Genomic DNA, 23,452 nt, shown 5'->3' on the forward strand with positions numbered 1-23,452 from the left:
GACCACTGACAACGCATTACTTCGTCACACAAGAAGGAGTCGGATGCCCGAGACCGGCAAGGCCACCGACCGCACCAAGGTCCTCTCCGTCCGCCTCACGAGCGACGAGTTCGCCGCCCTCGCTGCCCGGGCCACCGAGGTCGGCGTCGGCCCCTCGACCCTGGCTCGCACCATGGTCCGCAGCGCGCTTGCGCTGGGCACGTCCGACCCGACGGACCCATCGACCCCGTCGAGCCAGTCACGCCGGTCGAAACCACCAGAGTCGGCTGCGACCGCAGGCGCCCAGCTGTCTGCCCTCGAGACCCAGCTCGTCGAGGGCCTCGCCGCCCGCATCGGGGCGCTCGAGAGATGGGTGGCCGAGCACTGAGCCGACGCCGGGAGGAGGACGACGGCATACGCAAGGGGCTCGGCGGCATACGCAAGCGGGCGCGGGCGACCCAGCCCATGTCGCCCACCCGCCTCGACCCACTACCGTCGGGGGGTGAGCGATCAAGGCAGTCAGCCCGAGCAGCCTGACCAGACCGACCCGCCCGAGCAGCCTGAGCGGGTGACGTTCGCCGACCTCGGCCTCGACGAGCGCGTGCTCAAGGGACTGCGCGACGTCGGCTACGAGCACCCGTCGCCGATCCAGGCCGCGACGATCCCCGCGCTGCTCGAGGGGCGCCACGTCGTCGGTCTGGCACAGACCGGCACCGGCAAGACGGCCGCCTTCGCGCTGCCGATCCTCAGCCAGCTCGACCTCAAGCAGAAGGCGCCCCAGGCCCTCGTGCTCGCCCCGACGCGCGAGCTCGCCCTGCAGGTCTGCGAGGCGTTCGAGAGGTATGCCGCCCGCCTCCCCGGCGTGCACGTGCTGCCCGTCTACGGCGGCCAGGCCTACGGCGTGCAGCTGAGTGCGCTGCGCCGCGGGGTGCACATCGTCGTCGGCACGCCCGGCCGCATCATGGACCACCTCGAGAAGGGCACGCTCGACCTCAGCCAGCTGCGCTTCCTCGTGCTCGACGAGGCCGACGAGATGCTCAAGATGGGCTTCGCCGAGGACGTCGAGACGATCCTCGCCGACACCCCCGACGACAAGCACGTCGCGCTGTTCTCGGCCACGATGCCGGCGCAGATCCGTCGCATCTCGAAGAAGTACCTCAACGACCCGGTGGAGATCACGGTCGAGACGAAGACCACGACCGCCCCCAACATCACGCAGCGCTATCTCACGGTGAGCTACCCGCAGAAGGTCGACGCCCTGACGCGCATCCTCGAGGTCGAGAACTTCGAGGGCATGATCGTCTTCGTCCGCACGAAGAACGAGACCGAGACGCTGGCCGAAAAGCTTCGCGCGCGGGGCTTTTCGGCGATGGCGATCAACGGCGACGTCGCCCAGGCGCAGCGCGAACGCACCGTCGACCAGCTGAAGTCCGGCAAGCTCGACATCCTCGTGGCCACCGACGTCGCTGCCCGCGGACTCGACGTCGAGCGCATCAGCCACGTCGTCAACTACGACATCCCGACCGACACCGAGTCCTACGTCCACCGCATCGGACGCACCGGCCGCGCCGGGCGCAGCGGCGACGCGATCTCGTTCGTCACCCCGCGCGAGCGGCATCTGCTCAAGGCCATCGAGAAGGCCACGCGTCAGTCGCTCGTGCCGATGACGATGCCCACCGTCGACGACATCAACGCGACTCGGCTGACCCGCTTCGACGACGCGATCACCGAGGCCCTCTCGGGAGACCGCGTCGAGTTCTTCCGCGACGTCATCGCGCACTACGTCAACGAGCACAACGTGCCCGAGGCCGACGTCGCCGCCGCCCTGGCCGTCGTGCTCCAGGGCGATGAGCCGATGCTGCTCGAGCCCGAGCCGGAGCGCCCGGCCCGACGCTTCGACCGTGACGACCGGCAGGACCGGCGCGATGGCCAGCGGGGCGACCGTGCCGGTGGCAGAGGTGAACGCGACGGACGTGGCGGGCGCGACTCGCGTGACTCGCGCGGGGGGCGTGGCGGGTCCAGCGGCCCGCTCGCGACCTACCGCATCGCCGTCGGGCGGAGGCAGCACGTCGAGCCGCGCCAGATCGTGGGGGCCATCGCCAACGAGGGCGGCCTCGGGCGGTCGGACTTCGGGCACATCGACATCCGCGCCGACCACTCGCTCGTCGAGCTTCCGGCGAACCTTCCGCCGGGCGCCATGGAGCGGCTCCGCGGCACCCGCATCTCGGGCCAGCTCATCGAGCTCGCCCTCGACGCGGGGCGCCGCGGCCCGCGGAGCGGCGCAGGTCACCGCAAGGGATCCCGGGACTGACGGCCAGGAGGCGGCCGGCATACGAAATCTTGGTGTGACAGAGGCCACACGCCGAGCACGGTGGGTCGGGAAATGCCCAACCGTTCGTGATAGTTAGTTGAAGCGTGAACCAGTTGCGCATCATCGTCTCCAGCACCCGTCCCGGCCGCATCGGCCCGAAGGTCGCCGAGTGGGTGGCCGCCCAGGCCCCCGCCGACGCGTGGGAGGTCGAGTTGCTCGACCTGTCGACGCTGCCCTTCTTCGACGAGGAGGACATGCCGAAGAACGGCAACTACGCCAAGCCCCACACGAAGGACTGGGCCTCGAAGGTCTTCGAGTCCGACGCGATCGTCGTCGTCACGCCGCAGTACAACCGCAGCTTCCCGGCTCCCGTCAAGAACGCCATCGACTACCTGTTCGCCGAGTGGGACAGCAAGCCGATCGCCCTCGTCGGCTACGGCTGGACCGGCGCGTCCGACGCGACCGCCGACCTGACCAAGGTGCTCGAGCACGTGAAGGCCGACGTCGTCGGCTCGACCGGCCTCGTCTTCACGCAGGACATCTCGCCCGAGGGTGAGCTCGACGTCACGGCGGAGCGCCGTGCCGAGCTGGCCGGTCTGCTCGAGGCGCTCGGGTCCAAGGTCACCGACCTCGACTCCGTCAGCGCCGGCTGACCGCCTTTCTCTCTTGTCCGGGCGTCGGGTCCGGGCTTCCTGCGGGCGCGCCTCCATCGGGCGCGCCCGCAGTTGCGCTCGTGGCTCGATCACCGCGCGGACTTCGCGCACCTGACCATGATCTGCAACTCCGCAGAGCCGCCCGCGACGCAGAATCCAGCACGCACGGCGTCGTCGGCGTCGCGGGGGCCCAGTGGCACGTACGGGTTGAGGCGGTGCGCCATGTCGGCAGGGAATCGCGACAGCAGAAGCACATCCGCGTTGCGCACGTCATCCGCGATGCGTCGACCCACCGTGGGCGAAATGCCGATCGGCAGTTCGAGGTAGTACGCGTCGGCCCGGAGCTCCGGGAAGAGGAAGTAGAGCTGAACTGGAGTCACCGACGGTAAGCGCATGTCCTGGGTGCCGATGAAGAGCTTGGCTCCATGTGGTGCCACGGCGAGGACCGAGCGACGAAGGGTGTCCAGAGCAGGAACGGCGTTGACGTCGACATCCACCGCGCGGCCGGCAACCTCGTACGCGGTCGTCGTCGAGGTCGATCCTGCGAAGCGTGACGGAACGACAAGAGCGGCGACACCGACGACGAGTGCGAGCCAGCGCAAATGAACCGCTGCAGTCGCCCCCGTGGCGGCAGGGCCCGTCAGGGTAACGAAGGCCAACGGGGCCGCGATGGCTGCTACGTAAGCGAAGTGATCGAGGTCTGTACGTTGCACGAGTTGGGGAAGCATGAGCAGGACAAGAAGGGCACGCGAGATGCTCTCCGAGGTCCGGCGACGCCAGGCAGCGAACACGAGCACCGCCGCCATCGCGCCAGCCACCGCGAGGATGACGACGACGGCGCCGCCGAGCTCGTGCTTCGCGTTGACGAGGCCTCGCTCGAGAACGGCATTGGCGAAAATGCGTTGGCCCCAGGTCAGGTAGAACGCCAAGGAGGGCGCCACGCCGATTGAGACACCAATGAGGGCTCTCCGCACGGCAGCCCATGACGTGAGGAACGGCATGCCGGCAGCAAGCGCGGGAAGCGCCATCTCGGGACGAAAGATCGCACAGAGCGCCAGCAGGGCGAACGCCGGAGCGAGGCGCGTCCGTCCCTGCAGGAGCACGAGCCCCCACACTATGCAGGCGAGGCCGCCCACCCAGGCGTAAGCAGCGAGTCCGAGCGGCGTGAGGCACAGCACGCTGACGAGCGAGGCCCCGACTGCCACGGCGCGGCCGCGACTCAACGCGAGGCGGTAGACGCCACCCACCATGAGCGCCTGGAAAGCCAGCCCGACCAGCCGCTCGACCACGAGCTCACTTCCGAACAGGGCAAAGGCGCCTGCCGTCAGACCAAAGGTGCCCGGCCCATAGACCGTGTAGAAGTCACGCTGCGGCAGTCGCCCGTCGAGGATCTGTTGCGCATACAGGACGATGATCCCCTCGTCCTGGGTGACGAGAGGAGCATGCAACCAAGGCAGCCTCAACGCGGCCAGAACGCCGAATACGAGCACGGGCCCGAGCACGCCTTTCCACATGCTCTGGGAACCCAGGTCGGCGCCGGACGCGGTCTCGTTGCCGATCCGAGGGACGAGCGCAACGCCCCCCCAATGGGTGCTCACATGCCGAGGAGGGTGTGCATCAGTCGGATGACACCGGGTCCGATGATGACGATGAAGAGTGCGGGAAGGATGCACAGCATGAGCGGGAAGAGGATCTTCACCGTCACCTTCTGTGCCTTCTCCTCGGCCTTCTGCCTCCTGGCCAGTCGCATCGTGGCCGTCTGCTCGCGCAGGACGCCGGCGATCGGGAGACCGAGTCGGTCGGCCTGCACCAACGCGGTGATGAAGTTCTTGACCTCGGGCAGCGTGACTCGGTCACCCATGGCGGAGAAGGCCTCGCCGCGGGATTTGCCGATCTGGATCTCGGATAGCACTCGGGCGAACTCGCCCGAGATCGGCCCCTCGACATTGCGCGCCACCTGCAGAAGGGCCGAGTCGAATCCTTGGCCGGCCTCGACACAGACGGTCAGCATGTCGAGGGCGTCGGCCAGAGACTTGCCGGTCTCCTCCTGCCGCTTCAGCGCGAGGTTGTAGATGAGCAGGTCGGGCAGGAAGAAGAACACAGCGGCTCCGATGAGGGCGAAGAGAACGCCCTTGACCGACATGCCGCCGTACGCTCCTCCCAAGAGAGCGCCGACCAGCAGGGCCGCCCCCTTCAGCCCCATGATCCGCTCGACCGACCACGCGGTGGGGTTGCCCGCCCGGTCCAGCAACGTCGCGAGCCGTGCTTCGGCGCCGGTCGGCGACAGCTTTCCCGCGAGCGAGTGCATTCCCTGGAAGATCGGGACGATCAGGCGGTCTCTGGTGCCGAGCTCGTTCTTGACGACGGTTCGCTGATCTACCATTCCGTCGACCATCAGGAGCGACTTGGCGACACCTGTTGGTTCACTTGAGCCCCCACCGACGGAGAGCACCAAGCAGATGACGGCGAGGCCGACGAGGCCGGTGCCGATGTAGAGAATGTTCACGTCACACCTCGATCTTCACGACGCTGCGCATCCACAGCATGCCGACGAACAAGCTGACGATTCCGCCGATGCCCATGAACACACCGATCTGGTCGGTCCACAGCAGAGAGACGTAGTCGTAGTTGACCCGCATCATGTAGAAGAACAGGAAGATCGGCATCGCGACCAGGATGTACGCGGAGAGCTTTCCTTCGGCAGACAGAGTGGACACCTGCCGTTGGAGCGACTCACGCTCGCGCAACGTATTCGCGGTGGTGCGAAGGGTGTCGGCGAGGTTGCCACCGACGTCTCGCTGGATGCGGATGGACATCACGGCCCAACGCATCGACACGCTCCCCATTCGCTCACCCATGCGCTCCAGGGCGTCGGTGATGTCAGTGCCGATGCGTGTCTCGGCCAGGGCGCGGCCGAACTCCTTGGCGGCCGGCTCGGCCGTGTCGCGCGCGACGGCATCTAGCGCCTGGGGCAGGCCGAACCCACTCTTGAGGCTGGTGGAGACCAGCATGAGGATGTCGGGCAGCTGACGCTCGAACTGCTTCGAGCGGCGAGCAGCCACGAATCGTAGCGCGACCGGCGGCAGCGCGAGGCCGACGAGCGCACCGGCGGCCAGCGGGATCAGGGGCGACTCCGCGCCGAACAGCCAACCACCTAGGACGCCGAGAACCACGGCGATGGCCCGGACGACGAACCACTCGCCAGCCCTGAAGGGCAGGTCGGCACGCTCGATGAGAGACATGGTGGTCTTCGTCGACTCGCGGTCCTTCATCACCTTCTCGCCCAGATCGAGAAGCGACTCCGTGATGTTGTGCTGGGTGGCCCGGACCTCCTCCCTAGCAGCGCTGCGGCTGCCCACGACATACCCCTCGATGGCGGCGACCCGACGCTCCTTACGCGTCTGCAGGGTCGGTGCCGACACCACCATGACGAAGGTGAGCACCGCAAGACCGAGCAGCCCAGCAGCGATCCACGGCAGGTAGTTCGGCTTGGTCAGAGTGGCGAGGCCGTCGACGACCGAGCCACCCGACACAGCATCAGTGCCAGCCTGCGGAGATGGGGCGGTCACGGGGGTAGCTGCAGGCACCGGTGAGGCGAACTGGACCTTGCTTGCGAACGAGAACGAGGTCCCGCCAGCGCTTCCCGTCACGTCGACCTGATGATCGCCAGCTTTGACGCCCGGCAAGGACAACGAGAACTGCACCTGCTGGTCCAGCGCCTTGGCCGCAGCCTGAAACGCCGAGGCCACTGCGGCCGTGTTGGCCGCAGGAACCACGGACCCGCCGTTGGCAGAGGCGAATCGGCTTAGGGCCGCGACAGCATCAGGGTCGGAGGTCTTGAAGCGCACCACGTCGACGCGCACTCCGGCCGAACGCAGCTTGTCAACCGTCGCGTTCAGCGTCGCAGATCCGTTCGGCGCGACCGTGTCGGCGCCGTCACTGAGGAGGAGAATGCTGCGGTCGCCCGTCGTCCCGAGCGAGGTCGTCGCAGCCGACATCGCTGCATACAGGCTCGTGTTGCCTCGCGAAGCCAGTCCATTGACGACCCGCTGGACCGCCTTTCGATCCGAGGTTGCTGCCAGGTCGACGCCTGCCGTGTCAGCGAATGAGGTGACTCCAACGAGGACGTCGCTCGGGACCGTGGCGAGGAACGTGTTTGACGCGGTGCGGACGGTCGACATGCCGCTCACGCCCATAGATCCGCTGGTGTCGATGACAAGCATTGCCTTGCGGGCGCGCTTCGGCGCCTGCTTGACCATTGGCTGGTGCGCCACACCGTCCACACGCACCACCAGCCGGTTCGTGTCCACCTGGACGGCGGACCGGCTCCGGAGCGTGAGCACGCCTGTCAGCACCGAGCCTGAGCCCGCGGTGGTCGTGGACACCCCGCTCAGGCCGACGGTGACGCTGTCGGCCGCGGTGGCCTGCAGGGGGCCTGCCGCCAGGACAGTGGCGGCGAGCCCTGCGCTCACGGCGACCGGAAGCAGACGACGGAACACCGCACTCACCTAGCCATGCGCGAGAACAGCTGCACGGGGAGCTCGACGCCGAGGTCCTGCAGGTCGGATGTGAATTTCGGGCGGATCCCCGTGGGAACCATGCCACCGAGGAAACGGCCCGCATCGTCACGGCCCGCCGAGTAGTCGAAGAGGAAGATGTCCTGCAGCGTGATCACATCCGACTCCATGCCGACGACCTCGCTGATGGCCGTGATGCGACGCGTGCCGTCCTTGAGCCTGGACTGCTGGACGATGAGGTCGACGGCGCCGGCCACCTGCTCGCGAATAGCACGGATGGGAAGGTCCACGCCCGCCATGAGCACCATCGTCTCGAGACGGGACAGGCTGTCGCGGGGGGTGTTGGCGTGCACGGTCGTGATGGAACCGTCGTGGCCGGTGTTCATCGCCTGCAGCATGTCGAGTGCTGCGCCGTCGCGGATCTCACCGACGATGATTCGGTCGGGACGCATGCGGAGGCAGTTCTTGACCAGATCGCGGATCTGGATCGCGCCGCGACCCTCGATGTTGGGCGGCCGGGACTCGAGCCGCAGCACGTGGTCCTGCTGCAGCTGGAGCTCGGCGGCGTCCTCGATGGTGACGATGCGCTCGTCGGCCGGGATGAACGAGCTCATCACGTTGAGCGTCGTCGTCTTTCCCGAGCCGGTGCCGCCACTGATGATGATGTTGCGGCGTCCCTTGACGCAGGCCGCGAGGAAGTCACGGATGTTCGGCGTGATGGTGCCGAACGTGATGAGGTCCTTGTCCGTGAAGGGGTCGGCGGAGAACTTTCGGATCGTCAGGAGCGAGCCGTCCAGCGCGATGGGTGGCACGACGGCGTTGACACGCGAACCGTCGGGAAGGCGCGCATCCACCATCGGGCTCGACTCGTCGACGCGCCTGCCGACGCGGCCGACGATCTTGTCGATGGTGCGGCGCAGGTGTGCGTCGTTGGAAAAGGTCGCCTCGACAGGGAAGAGCTTGCCGGCGCGCTCAATGAAGATGTTGTCCGGCCCGTTGACCATGATCTCGGAGACCTCTGGGTCACGCAGGTATGGCTCGAGAGGTCCGTGACCGAGGATGTCGTCCGACACGTCCTGGGCAATGCGGGTGCGGTCGGCGTGTGACAGGGGCGTCTGTTCGAGGTCGATGACCTCCTGGAGGGTCGTGCGAACTTGGGCGGCCAGCTCGGCCTCGGCGAGGTGCGGGTCGTAGAGCCGCGGACCGAGCTGCTCGACGAGTGCCTGGTGCACTCGCTCCTTGACGCCCGCGAACGGGTCGACGGCGCGGCGCTTGGCGACGGGCGTGGGTCCGGCCGTCGGCCGAGCCTGCGCCGGTCCGTTGTCGACGACGACCTGCTGCTGAGCCCGGGCGCGGTCGAGTCGCTCGGCAAGGTTGCTCATCGCTTGCTCCTCAGGAGTCCGAAGCCGCTCCGCTTTGCACCGTTCTGCAGGTCCTCGCCGAAGCGCTGTCGGACCTCGGTGTCGGCCAGCTCACGCAGGGCCATGGCGACCGGGCTTCGCGGCTCGTCGAGGATGATCGCGACGCCTCGGTTCACTGAGGCCGGAACCGCCAGGGTGTTCGGGATGTTGGCCGAGATCGGCTGCTTGAGCGCGGCCTCGACGTCGTCGGCTCGAAGGCCGACCTTGGCGTCCGCACGGTTGAGGACGATGGTCCGCGCCTCCTTGGACGCCCCCAGCGTGTCGAGCGTGTTGATCGCAATCCGGAGGTTCTTGACGGCCGGGATGTCGAGCGTCGCGACGAGAATGGTGAGGTCGCTCAGGTCAAAGGCAGCAAGTACGTGCTCCGTGAACGACGGCGGCGTGTCGACGATCACGTAGTCGTAGCTGGCGCGGGCTATCCGCAGCAGCTCCACGACGACGTGCGAGGGCACGCGCTCGGCATCGGCAGGGTCCGGCGGTGCCGCAATGACGTGGAGGCCACTCGGCTCGTGCTTGGTGACGACCGACTCGACGCCTTGGGCATCGAGGTGTCCACTCATGGCCACGAGGTCGCGCACCGAGCCTGGCGGCTGGAGCTGGAGGCTGATCGCCACGTCACCGAACATGAGGTCGAGGTCCACCAGAACCGTCCGGGAACCCGTCGACGCGAGGTACGTCGCGAGGTTCGTCGAGATGGTCGTCTTGCCGACGCCACCCTTGGCGCTGAACACGGTGATGACCTTGCCGTCCCGCGAACCTGCTTGGGAGCCACCATTCCCGACGAGCTGCGCAGTCAGCGCGTTCGAGCGACGGACCGCCTCCGCGACGGCGTTCTGGTCGTCAGCTGCAACCACCTCGCGGACGCCGCTGCGCAGGGCCTGCGCGAGCACCGTCACGTCGAGACGGTGGCGCAGCAGGATCACACCGAGCTCGGGCCTGGCCACGCGCTCCTCCTCAGCCAAGCTGCAGGCCGAATCGAGGTCGATGTCCGGACCGATGACGACGAGGGCGTGCGACGGGTCCTCCTCGAGCGCCCGGCTCACGCGCGGCCCCGAGGTCAGGTGGAGGGCGTCGCCGCCCAGGGCGAACCGGTATGAGTCGGCGCCCTCGGCTGAACCGTCCCAAAGGATCGTCATGGCGTCGTCACCGCCGCGCGCAGCTTCAGGTCGGTCACCTCGAGGCGTGGGTCGACCTTGACGTCGGAACCACGCAGCGCGGCATACAGGGTCCGGTTGTTGATCCCGTGGATCAGGATGGGTGCGTCATCCGGGCTGACAGCCACGGTGACCAGGAACCCCCCGGCCTGCGACTGGGCCGAGGCAGTGGGCTGCTCACCCTCGGCAGTCGTCTTCACGGGCGCCGACAGCGGCGAGTCACCCATGCCGATGACCAGGACGTCAGGCAGCAGCAGACTCGTGCCGTGGACGTCGTTGTCATTGAGGATCTTGGCCTCGGGTGTGTCTCGCAGGTCCTTGATCTGGTAGCTCTGGTAGATCGCGATCTTCGAACCAGGCGTCACGAACTTGCCCACGCGGGCGGGGTCGCTGAGCTGAAGTGAGACCGCGAGCATGCCCGACGGCACCTCGATCGCCTTGTCCCCCACGGGAGTCGAGCCGAAGCGCGCTGCAAGCAGGAACTCGCCGGGCTGGACGTCAGACAGGGCCAAGAGGTTGTTGTTGTCGGCGTTGATCTCATCCAGCGCCCCCACTGGAAGCGCCTTCGCGGCGACGACCGTCTCGGCGATCATCTCCTCGCGCTGCGCGTCCTTGAGAGTCGTGCCTGCGGGAATCGGCTTCTGCGCGACGTAGACCCGGGCGGGCGACTCAGCGGCGATCGCGCGAGCGTCGGCGTTGCGGGCGTACGTGATGACCATGGCACCGCCACCGATAGCGAGCACGACCGCGAGTGCGATGGCAAGGATTCGACGGTTCATGTTTCTGGTTCCCCCAGGTCGTTGCAGAAGAAGCGGTTGCGTGAGGCAGTCAGCCGACGGGCACGACGCTCTTCGCGCCCTTGCCCGACCCGGAGCTGAGTGAGGAGCCGACGGGTTGCAGGCCGGACGTGAACCAGCCCCAGATGCATTTCTTGTCGCAGACGTTCAGCTCGTCCTTGTACACAGCGTTGGAGCCCCCGGCAGGCAGCTGCGAGTAACCGGCCAGGAAGAAGGAGGCCACTCCATCCATCGTGTACGAGCCGCTGCTGCCCGACCCGGTAGCCGTGACGCTGACAGGAATGAAAACCTCCTTGCCAAGGTACTGATCGAGGTTCGCGGCGGTCTTGCAGCCGTTGGGCACGGAAGCGCCTGTATCACCGGTCACTGTGGCGTCGGCAGCGACGGTCGTGACGCAGTTGGTCTCTTGAAGCCAGCCGAAGCCTCCTGGGTAGTACTGCCCGTTAGCCTTGCGGCAACTCGCGTCCACGTTGTTCGCGTCGGCATGCGACTGGATTCCCAGGACGTAGCCGCCGGATTTGATCGAGCTTGGCAAGCTGGTCGACGAGGTGCCCGGAGCCGGTGAGTACGGGGGGCTTGGGGCGTACTTAGTCCCGTCACCAGTCACCTTCAGCCATTCGCAGTTGCCGATTGTCATCGGCAGCGTGTTGCCGGTTCCGGCCGGCGGCCCCCAGCCTGCCCGGCTACACGCGGTGTACTGCTTGTCCGTGTAGCCGGCGATCGCAACCTTGGCGAAGAAGGACGTGAGGACGTTGGGTGTCGAACCCGTGGACTTCGTCGTTGTGCGTGTCTCGACATAAGGCACAGTCGGATCGAACCCGGTCGGCAGCGGCAGGCAAGCAGCAAGATCCGCCGCGGACGCCGAGATGGTGCAGGCGGGCAGGGTCGGAACGTTACTGCCGCAGATGAGCGGCTGAGATGACGCGTCTGTGGCCGGAAGTGACTGCAACCCGTCCACGGAGTTTGCACCGGCAAGACTTTCGAAGGTGCTCGACGCGATTGCAGCCGTGCTGCAGGCGATCACGGCCGGCACCTTGGCGCAACTCCGCGCGAGGGCCAGCGTGGCCGCATCTGCGCCGTTCTGCAGCTGCCGCCTCTCAGCCATGATGTTCCCGACGTCCACGGTGAGGGCGAGCATCGCCATCACGACGCCACTGGCGAGCAGGATGGCGGCGATGGATGCGACAGCGCCCTTCTCCCGCTCGCGGCGGGAGGCCCCGCGCCTCATCCACCGCATCGCATGACTCCCGTCGAGGAGATCACGGTCACGTTGCCGCCGCCGATCGACTTGCCAATGAGCGACATGGCCGGCCCGAGGAGAATCCACTCGAAGGGCGCCGTCACTTGAACAGAGGCGTTTGTCGTTGAGCCGGATGTACAGGCCGCGACGACATTCGCTCCCACGCCCGGGACCCCTGCTGCTGCGTTCGTCGCCCTTGTGATGACATCGGAATTCGACACCATGACAACCGCGGCGCGGGCGCCCTCACGTGCCGCGTTGGTGACCTGGATCTGGGTGAAGAACGCCCGACCGAAGTCGACGATCCCAGCGATCACGAGGAAGAGGAGGGGAAACACGATGGCCAGCTCAACCGCGGCCGCCCCTCGCTCGCGAAGCGTCCGCTGCGGTTGGGACCGCGGCCTGGGTGTTGTGCGCATGTGTCTCCCCTCCTCTCTGTGTTGTGGCCCGTGGGCCTTGCGGCTCGGACCGCCTCGATCGTCAGATCTTGGTGGCGACGTTGTTGAACGTGTTGCCCGAGGCGCTACCGACGAGCGTCACGCCGGCGATGATGACGGCGGCGATGAGCGCGACCATCAGGCCGTACTCGACGGCGGTGGCGCCCTTGTCGCGGGAGACGTTGAGGCGGGTCTGGAGCTTGGCGATGAGCTTGGTCATTGAAGTTTCCCTTCACGGTTCGGGGCCACCCGGTGTGAGCCCCCCACGCAGAAGGTAGGTGGGCTTGTGACCCCTTGTCTCAGAAATGGGCGAAAAGTCTTGCAACGATCAACCGGCGTGTCGCCTTGTGGATTTGTCCGGGTCAAATTGCAACAAAACGGGGCGTAGTACCCACAAAACCGTGGACACTGCGCCCCGTCGGAGCCGCCCGACTGGGCCGAACGTGGCCCTTCCTTGCGGTCGTCTTGCAGCAATCTTGCAATCTTGCAGAAATCCAGCGCCCGCCCCCGCGGAGCAGGCTCTCTCAGATGGCGGTCGCGACGTTGTTGAACGTGTTGCCGCTGTTCGTGCCGATCAGCGTGACGCCGGCGATGATGACGGCGGCGATGAGCGCCAACATCAGGCCGTACTCGACCGCGGTGGCGCCCTTGTCACGGGCGGCGAGCACGGTCTGGATCTTTGCTACGAGCTTGGTCATGTGAACGGGCCCTCCCTTGCGGGGCTGCCCTCCGCAGCCCTCCGAGGCGACGGTAGGGCGTGGACGGCGTAGTTGTTCGATAAATCGTAAATAACGCCTCTACCTCGCATAGGGCCGTGTACCGTCCGAAAACGGGCAAAGTCCCAGAGAGCCCATCCCAGCGCTAGAACGGTCAGCACCACAAAATGACGAGCACCATTACGGGGCAAGCGATTTCGAGCCGCCCTGGGGTTCAGGCCGGCGGCCTTCGATGGTTGCCGGCGCTCGTCGTCGCAGCACTGTCCTGCTATCTGGCGCCTCGAGCTCTCGTCGGCGCCGACACGATGTGGATGGTCGCGCTCGGCGAACGCATCGCAGCCCAGGGCTCCGTGCCCGTCGGGGTTCCGTTCGCTGCCGCCGACACGAACGGCTGGCCGAACGTGCCAGTTCTCGGCGAGCTCCTCATGTATGCGGTTCACTCCTTTTCACCGGTTGGCCTCGCTGTCGCACTGCTGGGCATCACTGCAGCGACACTGTTGCTTCTCGGAGGCGAAGCGGTTCGAGCCGGAACGCACCCCACGGCGGTCGCCATCGCGCTCGCCTTCGTCGGAGCCGGGCTGCTACCGACGTTCGGCGTGGTCCGCGCACAGATGCTCTCCCTGCTTCCCTACGCACTTCTTGTCCTTCTGCTGCGGGCCGAGTCCCGGCATCCGACCAACCGCATCTGGCTCGCCGTGCCGCTGATCGCCCTGTGGGGCAACCTGCACGGAGGCGTGCTCGTCGGGGTCGCCATCACGGGTTGCTACCTGGCGCTCTCGCGTCTTCGGAGCACGCCCATCACCGCCCTGCTCGTGGGCATCGCAGCGCTCCTTTCGGTGTGGGCGAACCCGGCCCTCCTTCGCACCGGGCACTACTACCTCGGGGTGCTGTCGAACGAGGCCGCACGCCGAGGCACCGAGCTGTGGGCAAGGCCCGATCTGGGCTCCACCTTCGACCTGCTCATGATCACGGCCACGATGACGCTGGGTCTGACAGCTCTTCTTCGAGGTCGCCTCAAGGTCTGGGAGCTGTGCGCCGTCCTGGGCATGGCGGCCGCCACGGTCACGTCAGCCCGGCACGCGATGTGGCTCCTCCTCTTCCTCGTCGCCCCCGGCGCAATCGGGCTTTCGCGACTTGCGCCTGCCAGGCGGGCTGCGGACCGGTCACCGTCCGCTTCTACATACGACGCCAGCGAGAAGCCTCGACGGACTGGGCGACAACTCCTCGTTCCCGGCCTTGCTCTGAGCTTGTCGGTTGTCGCCGTGGTGAGCCTGTTCGGCCGCGAGGTCGCCATTGGCGGGCCCGTCGAGACAGTTCGCACGATCAGCGCACTCGCCGGCGGGCGTGTCGTCCTGGCGCCGGAACCGCTGGCGGAAGACCTGACGGCGGCGGGTGTCACCGTCTGGGCGAGCAATCCCATTGACGCGTTCCGACCCGAAGACCAAGCGGCCTACCTCGACGTGTGGCTCGGCCACGAAGGTGGCCGGCGTGCGATCGACGGTTCCGACCTGGTCGTCGCCGCACCCAATTCGCTGGCTCACCGGCTGGCCATGACGACAGGTTGCACCGAAGTAGGTCGAGCAACGGACTTCGCAATACTCGAGTGCGCACGTTGATCTGCCGCGCATAAGAACTGCCGGACCCAAGGCAGCCCGGCAGTTCTTATCAGCTCATTTCAGGCCTGAGCGAGGTCATGCGCTGCGGTGGCGCCCTGCATTTCGGCCGACCCCCCGGAGGCGTCGGATGGCGTTCGGGAACTTGCGTGAGGAATGGTCCACCCCACTCGCGCGCAGTTCCTGCAGCATCTCTGAGGGCGTCGGCGGCGGCCACTCCGCTGCCCGGACGTCGCGCGTGTCCATCTCGTACGCCGTCCAGCCCACTTCGTCGCGGTAGCGCAGCTGCCCCTGGCCGACGTAGTACCACCCAGGCTCGGTGTTCGAACCCATGTCGTTACCCCCCAACTATGTGATTTTCCGGGATTACTCCCGCCCCGGCACCAAATGTACGGAGGTCGACCGCCTCTTACGGACGATGTCCTGATAGTCCGAATTGCCCGTGTCCCAAGGCTTCCCGGTACAGTGGCCACGGCCCTGAGAGACCTCAGCGCGCCTGGTGTGCCGGGAAGTCTGGTCGGCGTTCGATACCCACGCGCCCCGAAGGGAACTCCATGGCATCCGAGCGACCAGAGCCGACGACACACGCGACGAATGACGCAAGCACTTCCCGGCGAGACCGCCTGCTGGGTCGTGGCACCTGGCGGGAGGCCAAGTTCGTCGCAGAGCTTCTCCGCGCCGAGACCGTCGGTGGAGCCATTCTGCTCATCGCAGCCGTGGCAGCCCTCGTCTGGGCGAACTCGCCGTGGCGCGACGGCTACTCAACGATGCGGGACACCGTCGTCGGACCGTCGGCGATCCACCTCGACCTTTCCCTCGGCACGTGGGCGGCGGACGGACTGCTCGCTGTCTTCTTCCTCGTCGCCGGTATCGAGCTCAAGCGCGAGTTCGTGGCCGGCGACCTGGCGGACCGCCGCAAGGCGGCGCTACCCATTGCGGCCGCGGTCTGCGGCGTGCTTCTCCCCGCGGCGCTCTTCGTCGTCACTGCGACGCTCATGTCGAGAGGCGGAGATGGGGGCGACCCAGGCGGCATACTCCGCGGGTGGGCGATCCCCACGGCGACCGACATCGCCTTCGCTCTGGCGGTTCTCGCCGTCATCGGGACCCACCTTCCGAGCGCGCTTCGGTCATTCCTGTTGACTCTGGCCGTCGTCGACGACCTCATCGCGATCACGATCATCGCCGTGTTCTACACCGATTCGGTGAACCTGCTGTGGCTCCTGGCCGCTGCTCTTCCTCTGGCGGTCTGGCGCCTCCTGCTGAAGCGAAGGCTGACGAATCCGTTTCTGTTGGCGGTTCCGGCTCTCCTCGCATGGATGTGCGTGCACTCGAGCGGGGTCCATGCAACGGTGGCCGGGGTTCTCCTGGGCCTTCTTGTGCCCGTCAACCGCGAGATCGAGGACGACCCTGACCGGCACTCCTTGGCCGAGCGCATCGAACACCGGATCCGACCGTTCTCGGCGGGCTTCGCCGTCCCGGTCTTCGCGTTCTTCGCTGCCGGCGTGACCGTTGTTGGGGGCGGGTTCGCGGCTGCGCTGCGCGATCCAGCCGCGATCGGAGTCGTCATGGGTCTGGTCGCGGGAAAGGCTGTCGGGGTAATGGGCGGCACTTGGGCAGTCGCCCGCTTCACCCGAGCCGAGCTGGACGAAGACCTCTCGTGGACCGATGTGCTCGGCCTGTCGGTCCTCGCCGGTGTCGGCTTCACCGTCAGCCTTCTCGTCGGTGAACTCGCCTTCGGGCCGGGCTCCGAGCGCGACGATCATGTCAAGCTCGCCGTCCTGTGCGGCAGTCTCATCGCCGCCGTCTTGGCGACTGGCGTGCTGAGAGTGCGCAACCGTCATTACCGACTCGTCGAGGCATACGAGACCGCGGACCGCAACGACGACGGCGTGCCCGACGCGTACGAGACCCCAGAGGTCGGCACTCCGCCGCGGGATCCCGGCTGATGTCGCCTGCCGCGCGCCTTCGGGTACGGGGCTCGCAGTAGGGTGGCAACCGGTGGGCGCGCCCGCGCAGTCGCCATCCAGACATTCGCCTTCGAGAACCGAGGAAGTGAGCCGATGAGCACGGATCCCCGGCAGGAGCGGACACTTGGCCAGCTGGTCGCGTCCGCGTCACAGGACATCTCGACGCTCGTTCGCAGCGAGATCGCCCTGGCCAAGGCTGAGGTCTCGGTGCAGGTCAAGAAGGCGGGCATCGGTGGCGGCCTCCTCGCGGCCGCAGGCGTCATCGTCTTCTACTCCGTCTACTTCATCTTCATCACCATCGCCGAAGGTATCGAGGCGCTCGGCCTCCCCCGTTGGCTCAGCTTCCTCATCGTCACCGTCTTCATGCTGCTCGTCGCTGGCGTTCTCGCCTTTCTCGGCATCCGCAAGATGAAGACCGTCAAGCCGACGCCGGAGAAGACGATCGCCGAGGCGCAGACGACCGTCGCCGCGCTCAAGTCCGCCACCGAGCACCCCGGCACCGTCGTGCCGGCTGCGCGTCCCGAGTGGGACCGCAAGGACATCCCCGCCACGGCCACCGCACCGACGGCGCAGCCCGATCCGTCGCGCGACGCCTGAGATCTGACCGACCCCTCCGATGTCCGTCGACGCTGCCTTCGTCAACATCGACGGTCCTTGGGAGCACCGCTACGTCTCCGCGAACGGTGCGCGCTTCCACATCGCCGAGATGGGCGACGGGCCGCTCGTGCTCATGCTGCACGGCTTCCCGCAGTTCTGGTTCACCTGGCGCCACCAGATGGTTGCGCTGGCCGATGCCGGCTACCGGGTCGCCGCGATGGACCTGCGCGGCTACGGCGGCTCCGACAAACCACCCCGCGGCTACGACACGTACATGGCCACGCTCGATGCCGCGAGCGTCATCCGTGCCCTGGGCGAGAAGGACGCGGTCGTGCTCGGCCAGGGCCTCGGCGGCTGGGTGGCCTGGTGCATGCCGGTGATGCGCCGCGACGTGACGCGCGCGATCGCTTCCCTGTCCATGCCCCACCCCCGGATCATGCGCCACGCGACGTGGACCGACTCGAAGCAGCGCCGGGCATCCTCGTGGATCGGGGCACTCCAGACACCGTTCGTGCCCGAGCGCGAGATGGCGAAGTCGCACGACTACGTCGAGAACCTCCTCCGCTCGTGGGCCTCGCCCTTCGGGTCGTTCCCAGAGCGCGAGGACGTCGAGCGCTACGGCGACGCCATGATGATTCCTTTCGTCGCGCACTCGGCCGCGGAGCACTACCGCTGGCTCGGCCGCTCATCCGTCCGGCCCGACGGCCCCCTGTTCATGCGACGCATCCGGCACGCGATCCGCGTGCCGGTGCTGCAGCTCCAGGGCACCGACGACGGCTGCGTCATCGCCTCTGCGACCCACGGTTCCGGCGCCTTCGTCCCCGGTGACTATCACCACGTGAAGGTCCCCGGCGCAGGGCACTTCCTCACCGAGGAGGCGCCCGAACAGGTCAACGCCGCTCTCACCAAGTGGCTCGGATCCCTTGTCTGACATGGAGTTCGAGCTTCCACACGCCGGCGGGGTCACGTGGTCGGTGTGCGTTCGTGACCAATCAGGTATGCCGCTGGGCTTTGCTGGCACCGACGAGCCGTTGCGCACGGCATCCGTCGGCAAGGTGCTCCTGCTCGTCGAGACGGCACGAGCCATCGCCGCCGGCGAGTTGTCCCCTGATGAGCCGCTGACGCGGACCGTCGATCTCTGGGTCGGCGACTCCGGACTCTGGCACACCCTGTCGGTCGAGACGCTCCCCCTCGTGGACGTGGCCGCCCTCGTCGGGGCCGTGTCCGACAACCTCGCGACGAACGTCCTGCTCCGGCGGGTAGGGCTTGCCGAGGTCGCCGCACGCGCAACTTCCCTCGGGCTCCGGGCCACTGCCCTGCACGACCGGGTCCGCGACGTGCGAGCGGCCGACCACCCGGCGACGCTGTCGACCGGCACCGCCAGCGAGCTGAGCACCCTCATGAGCCGTCTGGCCAGCGGCACCGCCGCGGGCCCCGAGGCGGACCACCTGGTTCGGCAGTGGCTGTCGGCCAACGTCGACCAGTCGATGGTCGGCTCGGCGCTGGTCGAGCAGGGGGGTCTGGACCCGATCGCCCACCACGACTCGCTCGCCCTGCCGACAACGTTCTGGAACAAGACCGGCACCGACGCCGGCGTGCGCGCCGATGTCGGTGCCGTCACCGTCGATGACCGGACGGTCACGTGGGCAGCCATCGCCAACTGGGACCCCACCCCCGGCACGACGCTCGACCACCTCACGGTCTGGGCCGTGCTGCGCGGAATGCGCCATGTCGGCGAGCAGGTGCTCGCCCAGCTCTGAAACGGCGCGTTGCGGGAGATGCGAGCATTCCCGATCGAATCGTCAATGTCCGCCATTACCGGGACATTTCACCCCAGACGTCGGATCATTGCGGCCGCGACGTTCCAGACTCAGGGGGTCTACATGGCGACAAAGCACGTGTCCGGTCTTACACATGTCATGCGCGGGACGGCGCTGGTGCTCGTGATGGAGATGCTCTGGCGGAACTGGGCCGGCAATCTGCACGGCTCATGGGTCGATTCAGATGTGTATGCCCTAGGAGGGGACATCGTCAGGCACGGCGGGGATCTGTACTCCGCAACGACCTCCGAGTTCCTGCCATTCACCTACTCGCCCTTCGCCGCTGTCATGTTCGTGCCGTTCTCCATGCTTCAGGCGGAGGTCGGACGGGTGCTCTTCACGCTTGTATCCCTCACGTGCTACACGCTGGTCGTGGCGACTGTGTCGCGACGACTCCGTTTGGCGTGGTGGCAGGTCGCGCTACTGGCTGGCGTCGGCCTCGCCTTCGAGCCCATGCTGCGCAACGTGCAGCTGGGTCAGGTCAACATTGTGCTGATGGCGCTCGTCGTGACCGACTGGCTGCTTCTACCCAAGCGCTACCGCGGGTACCTCACGGGGATTGCCGCCGGCATCAAGATCACGCCCGCGGCCTTCTTCGTCTTGGCTGTGATCCGTCGGGACTGGGCGGTCGCGGCACGCGGCGGCGTGGGCCTGTTGGGGTCGGTAGTCCTTGGCTGGCTGGTTGCACCTGCTGCTTCTCGCACGTTCTGGGGCGGTGGCTTCATGGGGCTGGAGAAGTTCGGAAGATCGGAGGTGCTCGCCACCGACAACCAGTCGTTGCTCGGGGCTTGGATGCGCCTCACGGGAACGATCTTCCCGAGTCAGACCATGCAGTTTGCGACTCTGCTCATCGGCATGTCGCTAGGGGTGACCGCGGCCTACATCGAGCTTCGCCGAGCTCGGCCGGGCACTGACGTAGCCGCTGTTTGCTGGGTGGCACTCGGCTCCTTGCTCGGCTCCCCGGTGTCCTGGAGCCACCACTGGATCTGGCTCGTTGTGGCGCTCGGAGTGCTGTTGTCCCGAGCCCGCTATGTCGGGTTCGCGCTGACTGCGCTCGTCTCTTGGTACCCGACGATCTGGATCAGTCCGCCTGGCGACTACCGCGAACTGATGCTGAATGCTCCACAGCGGATTCTGTCCTGCGCCTACGTCATCGTCGGGATCACCCTTTTGATCTCTTCCCTGAGGGAACCCCGACCACGAAGGCGCGCACCGAGCGGGCGCGAGGCAGCGCGCGATCTCATTGAGGCACGGGCCCCTGCATCGATCGCTCGGTGAGCCATGTGGCGGACAGCGCTGGCGACAGCGTGACCGGGCTCGAACTCGTCCGGCACCCAGTCCTCGGAAACGGCCGGTCGAACGTCGGATCGATACTCATCGAGCGGGGCGGCCTCGACATAGACGCCCGCCACACCTCCTTCGCCCTCGCGAGAGCCCTTCTGGGAGAGCGTTCTGGGAGAGCCGCACGGACGGGCTTGGTGCCGGCGTTGGAGCCCTGACCGACGTTCGGTCTCTCGCCTGGGCACACGATGCTAGCTCTGCCCCGCGGCCGACACGATTCTCGACCCACGCTCGAGCTTGGGCTGCGCTGCGCGGACGCGCCACGTCTACACATCCTTTGCACGCCATGAGCATCATGCCGCGTTCACGGCGAGGCGAACGCAACTGATTCGTCATAATCAGGACATTTGACACGGGAACCCGCATCATGGCTGAGGCGTGGCCTCAACGTTAGGGAGTGGATGATGGCATCAATTACGTCTCGTCGTGCGTTCGTGATTCGTGGCGTGGCCATGCTCGCAGTGGCGGAGATGCTGTGGATGACCTGGTCGAGCGTACGTCACGGCATCTGGGTAGACATCGACGTGTATGCCATGGGGGGACGGATCGCACGAGAGGGCGGGGACCTGTACTCCGCCTTGACCGTGGAGAAGCTGCCATTTACATACTCGCCATTTGCTGCGCTCCTATTCGTGCCACTTTCCTTGCTGCATACTGATGCCGGGCGTTTGGTCTTCACGTTGGTTTCGCTTGCCTGCTATGCGGCGATAGTGGCCGTGATCTCGCGGCGTCTGCACCTCCAGATGTGGCTCGCACTGGTGCTCGGTGGCCTGGGACTCGCGCTTGAACCCATGCTCCGAAACTTACTCCTGGGCCAGGTCAACCTCATACTTGTCGCGTTGGTGGTGGTCGACTGGCTGCTCTTGCCGCGACGCTACCGCGGATTCCTGACTGGGATCGCTGCGGGGATCAAGATTACGCCCGCCGCCTTTATAGTGATCGCGATCCTTCGACGCGACTGGGCCGTTCTCGTGCGTTCAGGACTGGGCTTCCTGGCGTCGGCGGCTCTCGGCTGGTTGGCGGCGCCTAGTTCCTCGAAGATATTCTGGGGCGGGGGATTCGTGGGCCTTGAGAAATTCGGCGGCGAGGCCGTTCTCCGCTCCGACAACCAATCGTTGTTGGGCGCATGGATGCGCGCTACCGGAACCATCGCACCAAGTGAAACCGTGCGACTTGCGGCGCTGGTGTTTGGAATGGCGCTCGGGACAGCCGCCGCGTTCATCGAGCTACGACGCGCGCGTCCCGACAGTGAGGTGGCGGCTGTCTCTTGGGTTGCGCTCGGCGCCCTGCTCGGGTCGCCAATATCCTGGAGCCATCACTGGGTCTGGCTCATTCTGCCACTCGGACTACTACTTGCACGCCGCCGCTACATCACCTTCGCGCTGACGTCAGCCATCTCTTGGTACCCGACGATCTGGATTAATCCCCCAGGCGACTATGGGGAACTCCTGCTGGCCACACCGCAACGCATTCAGTCCTGCGCATACGTCATCGTCGGCGTCGCGCTTCTCGTAGTGGCCCTTACGAAGTCGACTGCGGCCCGGCCTGGCTCTCTCGCCTCGGAACCTCTGCCGCGCGCAGAGAATGCTGCTGTTCCATTCCCGCCATCGGTCGCCCAAACAGCCGAGCCTTTAGTCGCGCTGCGGGGATCTCCAGGTAGCGACGCGTGATGACGGCGAGCAACAGCGTTACTGGGATCACAAACAGCGCTACCGCCGCGGGCCGCAAATTCATAACATCCCGCGCCACGACTATCAGTGGTAGGTGCCAAAGATAAATCGAATAACTGAGCACCCCCAATCGCACCACAAACGGCCTCGATAGCAGAGCACGCAAGCTGGAGGCCACCGGCGGCGCACACGTAAGGTGCGCAACAACGACGCCCGCGGCCGTGGCGCCGACCGGGATATCCCAGTACATAGGGATGGCCGCCCCGAGGCACGCGATCACCACAATGGCCAGTAGCGCAACAGCAAGCCACGCCGAGACGCTCGAAACCTGGAAGCGATGAGACGACCTTAGGGCCGCCAGGGTACACCCGACGAAAAGACCGAAGCTTCGAGTCCACGGGGAGAACTCGCTCGTGATGGACCCGGCACTGCGGAAGTAGAGCAGCGCCGTCACCAGAGACGCAACCGTCATCAGTGCCAGAAAGAGGGCAGTGCGCCGTCGCGTTCCAGCGAGCGCGAGCAATAGCAGGGGGATCGCCAGGTAGAACTGCTCCTCCTGCGCCAGCGACCACAAGTGGGCCAAGCCCACGGAGGCGTCTTGGGGCAGAGTCCCGTTGATGACGATCAGAAGGTTCCAGTAGTAGGCGATCCCAGCGGCCCAAGCGGCGACAAGATCAGTTGGTTCAGCGCCAAGTCCCAGCCAGAGTCTGAACGTGAGCATGTGAGCGACGAGAACCGCAAGCAAGCCCGGCAGAAGACGCAGGGCGCGCCGCGCGTAGAACGCCGTGAGGTTGAGCGTGCCTACACCCTTCAGCTCCGCGAGCAAGATTGACGAGATGAGGTAGCCGCTGATCACAAAAAACACGTCTACACCTACACGGCCCGCAACGAAGCCGGGAACGAGATGGGCCGTCAGAACCAGACCTACGGAGACTGCCCGCAGGCCGTCGATGGACGGCACGTACCTTGAATCTTCGGACCTCACCTTGGCGAGGGTAAACGGATGAAAGCCGCGTTACGGACTTATCCGCAACATAGGCGAGGCCCGCGTGACCCCCGCGGCGCGCTGACCGGCCTCGTCTCCCAACCCAGGCCCTGCTGGACGCCGTTGTACCGGGTGGCGACGCTCTCCATGTCGGGCCGTGTGCAAGCCGATATTGCTCGCGGCCGCACCCCTTCCTTCGGCGCCCTTGAAGCTCGCGCTCACTCAGTGGCAGCC

20 protein-coding genes and 1 pseudogene are annotated in these 23,452 nt (G+C 66.6%); 10 read left to right on the forward strand and 11 right to left on the reverse strand.

What is annotated here, in order from left to right; translation table 11 throughout:
- Positions 1-43 precede the first annotated feature (43 nt).
- From AB4091_RS03530 to AB4091_RS03540, 3 genes are all read left to right on the forward strand, one after another.
- Positions 44-367 carry a hypothetical protein gene (locus AB4091_RS03530; protein ID WP_442290350.1) on the forward strand — a complete coding sequence of 108 codons (324 nt, stop codon included), beginning with the start codon at positions 44-46 and terminating at the stop codon, positions 365-367.
- Positions 368-481: 114 nt separating this feature from the next.
- A complete protein-coding gene (locus tag AB4091_RS03535) occupies positions 482-2,290 on the forward strand; it encodes a DEAD/DEAH box helicase (protein ID WP_442290351.1) in 1,809 nt (602 codons plus the stop codon).
- Positions 2,291-2,394: 104 nt separating this feature from the next.
- Positions 2,395-2,943: an NADPH-dependent FMN reductase gene (locus AB4091_RS03540; protein ID WP_442290352.1), complete on the forward strand. Its 549-nt coding sequence runs from the start codon at positions 2,395-2,397 to the stop codon at positions 2,941-2,943.
- An 89-nt stretch (positions 2,944-3,032) separates the two neighbouring features.
- Here AB4091_RS03540 and AB4091_RS03545 read toward each other — a convergent pair whose 3' ends face one another.
- The 10 genes from AB4091_RS03545 to AB4091_RS03590 all read right to left on the reverse strand — a co-directional run bounded on the left by AB4091_RS03545 (position 3,033) and on the right by AB4091_RS03590 (position 13,207).
- Positions 3,033-4,541 carry a hypothetical protein gene (locus AB4091_RS03545; RefSeq protein WP_442290353.1) on the reverse strand — a complete coding sequence of 503 codons (1,509 nt, stop codon included), beginning with the start codon at positions 4,539-4,541 and terminating at the stop codon, positions 3,033-3,035.
- Complete coding sequence (locus AB4091_RS03550; protein WP_442290354.1) at positions 4,538-5,449, reverse strand: type II secretion system F family protein; 912 nt, start codon at positions 5,447-5,449, stop codon at positions 4,538-4,540. Before AB4091_RS03550 ends, AB4091_RS03545 begins: the two co-directional genes overlap by 4 nt.
- A gap of 1 nt (position 5,450) precedes the next feature.
- Positions 5,451-7,415 carry a type II secretion system F family protein gene (locus AB4091_RS03555; RefSeq protein ID WP_442290355.1) on the reverse strand — a complete coding sequence of 655 codons (1,965 nt, stop codon included), beginning with the start codon at positions 7,413-7,415 and terminating at the stop codon, positions 5,451-5,453.
- A gap of 32 nt (positions 7,416-7,447) precedes the next feature.
- The gene (locus AB4091_RS03560) at positions 7,448-8,842 is read right to left on the reverse strand and encodes a CpaF family protein (protein ID WP_442290356.1); all 1,395 of its coding nucleotides are present in this window, start codon (positions 8,840-8,842) and stop codon (positions 7,448-7,450) included.
- Positions 8,839-10,017, reverse strand: a complete 1,179-nt coding sequence (locus AB4091_RS03565) for an AAA family ATPase (RefSeq protein WP_442290357.1) — start codon at positions 10,015-10,017, stop codon at positions 8,839-8,841. Before AB4091_RS03565 ends, AB4091_RS03560 begins: the two co-directional genes overlap by 4 nt.
- Positions 10,014-10,814, reverse strand: a complete 801-nt coding sequence (cpaB, locus tag AB4091_RS03570; protein WP_442290358.1) for a Flp pilus assembly protein CpaB — start codon at positions 10,812-10,814, stop codon at positions 10,014-10,016. Before cpaB ends, AB4091_RS03565 begins: the two co-directional genes overlap by 4 nt.
- A 49-nt stretch (positions 10,815-10,863) precedes the next feature.
- Positions 10,864-12,060, reverse strand: coding sequence for a pilus assembly protein TadG-related protein (locus tag AB4091_RS03575; protein ID WP_442290359.1), 1,197 nt, complete (start codon positions 12,058-12,060; stop codon positions 10,864-10,866).
- Entirely contained in the window at positions 12,057-12,491 is a 435-nt protein-coding gene (locus AB4091_RS03580; RefSeq protein ID WP_442290360.1) for a TadE/TadG family type IV pilus assembly protein, read from the reverse strand. The genes AB4091_RS03575 and AB4091_RS03580 overlap by 4 nt, the downstream gene beginning before the upstream one ends.
- 61 nt (positions 12,492-12,552) lie before the next feature.
- Positions 12,553-12,729, reverse strand: a complete 177-nt coding sequence (locus AB4091_RS03585) for a Flp family type IVb pilin (protein ID WP_045190682.1) — start codon at positions 12,727-12,729, stop codon at positions 12,553-12,555.
- A 304-nt stretch (positions 12,730-13,033) separates the two neighbouring features.
- Entirely contained in the window at positions 13,034-13,207 is a 174-nt protein-coding gene (locus tag AB4091_RS03590) for a Flp family type IVb pilin (protein WP_442290361.1), read from the reverse strand.
- A 185-nt stretch (positions 13,208-13,392) separates the two neighbouring features.
- Between AB4091_RS03590 and AB4091_RS03595 the strand changes: the two genes are divergently transcribed.
- The 7 genes from AB4091_RS03595 to AB4091_RS03625 all read left to right on the forward strand — a co-directional run bounded on the left by AB4091_RS03595 (position 13,393) and on the right by AB4091_RS03625 (position 22,233).
- Positions 13,393-14,841 carry a hypothetical protein gene (locus AB4091_RS03595; protein ID WP_442290362.1) on the forward strand — a complete coding sequence of 483 codons (1,449 nt, stop codon included), beginning with the start codon at positions 13,393-13,395 and terminating at the stop codon, positions 14,839-14,841.
- Between the two features lie 551 nt (positions 14,842-15,392).
- Entirely contained in the window at positions 15,393-16,784 is a 1,392-nt protein-coding gene (gene nhaA, locus AB4091_RS03600; protein WP_442290363.1) for a Na+/H+ antiporter NhaA, read from the forward strand.
- A 114-nt stretch (positions 16,785-16,898) separates the two neighbouring features.
- Positions 16,899-17,402, forward strand: a complete 504-nt coding sequence (locus tag AB4091_RS03605) for a phage holin family protein (protein ID WP_442290364.1) — start codon at positions 16,899-16,901, stop codon at positions 17,400-17,402.
- Positions 17,403-17,421: 19 nt separating this feature from the next.
- Positions 17,422-18,333: an alpha/beta fold hydrolase gene (locus AB4091_RS03610; protein WP_442290365.1), complete on the forward strand. Its 912-nt coding sequence runs from the start codon at positions 17,422-17,424 to the stop codon at positions 18,331-18,333.
- A gap of 1 nt (position 18,334) precedes the next feature.
- The gene (locus AB4091_RS03615; RefSeq protein ID WP_442290366.1) at positions 18,335-19,162 is read left to right on the forward strand and encodes a serine hydrolase; all 828 of its coding nucleotides are present in this window, start codon (positions 18,335-18,337) and stop codon (positions 19,160-19,162) included.
- A 123-nt stretch (positions 19,163-19,285) separates the two neighbouring features.
- On the forward strand, positions 19,286-20,500 hold the full coding sequence (locus AB4091_RS03620) for a glycosyltransferase 87 family protein (RefSeq protein WP_442290367.1): 1,215 nt from the start codon (positions 19,286-19,288) through the stop codon (positions 20,498-20,500).
- Positions 20,501-20,967: 467 nt separating this feature from the next.
- Positions 20,968-22,233 carry a glycosyltransferase 87 family protein gene (locus tag AB4091_RS03625; RefSeq protein ID WP_442290368.1) on the forward strand — a complete coding sequence of 422 codons (1,266 nt, stop codon included), beginning with the start codon at positions 20,968-20,970 and terminating at the stop codon, positions 22,231-22,233.
- 52 nt (positions 22,234-22,285) lie between these two features.
- Here the strand turns inward: AB4091_RS03625 and AB4091_RS03630 are convergent.
- Positions 22,286-23,218, reverse strand: a pseudogene (locus tag AB4091_RS03630) (acyltransferase family protein); the annotation flags it as partial.
- Positions 23,219-23,452 lie beyond the last annotated feature (234 nt).

Source organism: Terrabacter sp. 2RAF25 (assembly GCF_052115265.1).
In the GTDB taxonomy this organism is placed as follows: domain Bacteria; phylum Actinomycetota; class Actinomycetes; order Actinomycetales; family Dermatophilaceae; genus Terrabacter.

What these genes read in the sequence shown, in the direction of transcription:
- AB4091_RS03530 (WP_442290350.1), top strand. Translation starts at nt 44, where the DNA reads ATGCCCGAGACCGGCAAGGCCACCGACCGCACCAAGGTCCTCTCCGTC.
- AB4091_RS03560 (WP_442290356.1), bottom strand. Translation starts at nt 8,842, where the DNA reads ATGAGCAACCTTGCCGAGCGACTCGACCGCGCCCGGGCTCAGCAGCAG.
- AB4091_RS03565 (WP_442290357.1), bottom strand. Translation starts at nt 10,017, where the DNA reads ATGACGATCCTTTGGGACGGTTCAGCCGAGGGCGCCGACTCATACCGG.
- cpaB (WP_442290358.1), bottom strand. Translation starts at nt 10,814, where the DNA reads ATGAACCGTCGAATCCTTGCCATCGCACTCGCGGTCGTGCTCGCTATC.
- AB4091_RS03575 (WP_442290359.1), bottom strand. Translation starts at nt 12,060, where the DNA reads ATGAGGCGCGGGGCCTCCCGCCGCGAGCGGGAGAAGGGCGCTGTCGCA.
- AB4091_RS03580 (WP_442290360.1), bottom strand. Translation starts at nt 12,491, where the DNA reads ATGCGCACAACACCCAGGCCGCGGTCCCAACCGCAGCGGACGCTTCGC.
- AB4091_RS03585 (WP_045190682.1), bottom strand. Translation starts at nt 12,729, where the DNA reads ATGACCAAGCTCATCGCCAAGCTCCAGACCCGCCTCAACGTCTCCCGC.
- AB4091_RS03590 (WP_442290361.1), bottom strand. Translation starts at nt 13,207, where the DNA reads ATGACCAAGCTCGTAGCAAAGATCCAGACCGTGCTCGCCGCCCGTGAC.
- AB4091_RS03595 (WP_442290362.1), top strand. Translation starts at nt 13,393, where the DNA reads ATGACGAGCACCATTACGGGGCAAGCGATTTCGAGCCGCCCTGGGGTT.
- nhaA (WP_442290363.1), top strand. Translation starts at nt 15,393, where the DNA reads ATGGCATCCGAGCGACCAGAGCCGACGACACACGCGACGAATGACGCA.
- AB4091_RS03605 (WP_442290364.1), top strand. Translation starts at nt 16,899, where the DNA reads ATGAGCACGGATCCCCGGCAGGAGCGGACACTTGGCCAGCTGGTCGCG.
- AB4091_RS03610 (WP_442290365.1), top strand. Translation starts at nt 17,422, where the DNA reads ATGTCCGTCGACGCTGCCTTCGTCAACATCGACGGTCCTTGGGAGCAC.
- AB4091_RS03615 (WP_442290366.1), top strand. Translation starts at nt 18,335, where the DNA reads ATGGAGTTCGAGCTTCCACACGCCGGCGGGGTCACGTGGTCGGTGTGC.
- AB4091_RS03620 (WP_442290367.1), top strand. Translation starts at nt 19,286, where the DNA reads ATGGCGACAAAGCACGTGTCCGGTCTTACACATGTCATGCGCGGGACG.
- AB4091_RS03625 (WP_442290368.1), top strand. Translation starts at nt 20,968, where the DNA reads ATGGCATCAATTACGTCTCGTCGTGCGTTCGTGATTCGTGGCGTGGCC.